This window comes from Saccharopolyspora sp. (assembly GCF_017434145.1).
In the GTDB taxonomy this organism is placed as follows: domain Bacteria; phylum Actinomycetota; class Actinomycetes; order Mycobacteriales; family Pseudonocardiaceae; genus Saccharopolyspora_C; species Saccharopolyspora_C galaxeae.
Map to the genome: position 1 here is coordinate 1 of NZ_JAFRFW010000008.1, position 2,235 is coordinate 2,235.

The window sequence follows — 2,235 nt, forward strand, 5'->3', positions numbered from 1 at the left end:
GTCGCGACCGCGGCGAGCTGCGCGACGCGGTGGCCGGAGCGCTCGCAGCGGAACCGTCCGCCGCGCTGCGCGGCGAGGTGCTGCGCCCGGCCAAGTTGGCGGTGCTGTTCTCCGGGCAGGGCTCGCAGCGCGCCGGTGCGGGCCGGGAGCTCGCCACGCGGTTCCCCGCCTTCGCCACCGCCATGGACGACGTCCTCGCCGAGCTGGACCCGCACCTGGACCGCCCGCTGCGCGAGCTGCTGTTCGCCGCGCCGGGCAGTCCCGAAGCCGCCGAACTGGACGAGACCGGGACGACCCAGCCCGCCCTGTTCGCCGTGCACGTCGCGCTGCACCGGCTGCTCGAATCATGGGGCGTGCGGCCGGATTTCGTCGCCGGGCACTCCATCGGCGAGCTCAGCGCCGCGCACGTCGCCGGGGTGCTGTCGCTGCCCGACGCCTGCGCGCTGGTCGCCGCGCGCGGGCGGCTCATGCAAGCGCTGCCGCGCGACGGAGCGATGGTTTCCGTCCAGGCGACCGAGCAGGAGGTCACTCCGCTGCTGCCGCCGGAGATCTCGATCGCCGCTATCAACTCGCCCGACGCGGTCGTGCTCTCCGGTGCCCGGGACGAGGTGGAGGCGGTCGCAGCGCAACTGCGGGAAAACGGCCGCCGGACCAAGCAGCTCCCGGTCAGCCACGCGTTCCACTCGCGGCTGATGGACCCCATGCTCGAAGAATTCCGCGGCGTCGTGCGGGACCTGGATTTCGCCCGCCCGCAGCTGCCCGTGGTGTCGAACCTGACCGGGCGGCTCGCGGGCGCGGACGAACTCACCGATCCCGAGTACTGGGTGCGGCACGTGCGCGAAACCGTCCGCTTCGCCGACGGTGTGCGCACGTTGGCCGCCGAGGGCGCCACCGCGTTCGCCGAGCTCGGTCCGGACAGCGTGCTGGCCGGGATGGCGCAGGAAACCCTGGAGCCGGGTGCGCCGGTGATCCCGGTGCTGCGCCGCGATCGGTCCGATGTGGACGCAGCGGTGACCGCGCTCGCCCGGCTGCACGTTGCCGGGGTCGGCATCGATTTCGACGGCTTCTTCGCCGGTTCCGGTGCACGCCGGGTGAGCCTGCCGACCTACCCGTTCCAGCACGAGCGGTTCTGGCCCAGTGCCGCGGCGAACACCGGCGACGCCGCAGGTCTCGGGCTGACCGGCGCGGACCATCCGCTGCTCGGGGCCTCGGTCCGGCTCGCCGACGGCGGGCTGCTGTTCACCGGGCGGCTATCGACGGCCACTCAGCCGTGGCTGGCCGATCACGTCGTCGGCGGCCACGTCTTCTTCCCCGGTACCGGGTTCTTGGAACTCGCGGTGCGCGCGGCCGACGAGGTCGGCTGCGCCCAAGTGCGGGACCTGACGCTGGCCGCGCCGCTGGTGCTGCCCGAGCAGGGCGCGGTGCAGCTCCAGCTCTGGATCGGCGATCCGGACGAGTCCGGGCAGCGCGAGCTGCGACTGCACTCCCGGCCCGCCGAGGACGCAGCGTGGGTCCAGCACGCCGCGGGCACGCTGGCCGAGGACGAACACGTGCTGGACTTCGACGGCGCCGCATGGCCGCCGCCAGATTCGTCCGAAGTGGACATCGAAGGGATCTACGACGACTACGCCGCAAGCGGACTCGCTTACGGCCCGGCTTTTCGCGGACTGCGAGCGGTTTGGCAGTGCGGTGAGGACTACTTCGCCGAGGTCCACCTGCCGCGGCAGGCCCCGGACGCCGAGCGCTACGGCGTGCACCCGGCACTGCTGGACGCGGTGTTGCACGCGACCGTGTTCGCGGTGTCCGAAGGCGACGGCCGCGGACTGCTGCCGTTCTCGTGGAGCGGCTGTTCGCTGCACGCCTCGGGGGCTTGTTCGCTGCGGGTGCGGATCACCAAGAACGGCGAGGATTCCGTGCGGTTGGTGGCCGCCGACCCGCTCGGCGTTCCGGTGCTGTCGGTGGACTCGCTGGTGCTGCGTGCAGCGGGCGATCAGCAAGCCGCGACTCGGCGCGACGAGCTGAGTTCGTTGTTCCACCTCGACTGGGTCGACCACGAACTGGCAGAGGTCTCCGGAGACCTGGCCGCCGCCGGGGATTGGGCCGTGCTCGGGCCGGATGACTTGGGACTGGGCCTCGGCGAGCTCGTCGCGTCCGCCGACGACCTGACCGAGGCGCCGCCCGCAGCGGTCGCGGTACCGCTGCGCGGCGGGCCCGGGCCGGAGGCGGTGCACGAAC

At 73.0% G+C, this 2,235-nt stretch carries 1 protein-coding gene; it reads left to right on the top strand.

Annotated elements, in window-relative coordinates; genetic code table 11:
* Positions 1 to 2,235 (top strand): acyltransferase domain-containing protein (locus tag IJH84_RS00180; RefSeq protein WP_295138709.1); only part of this gene is annotated, 2,235 nt, incomplete at both ends.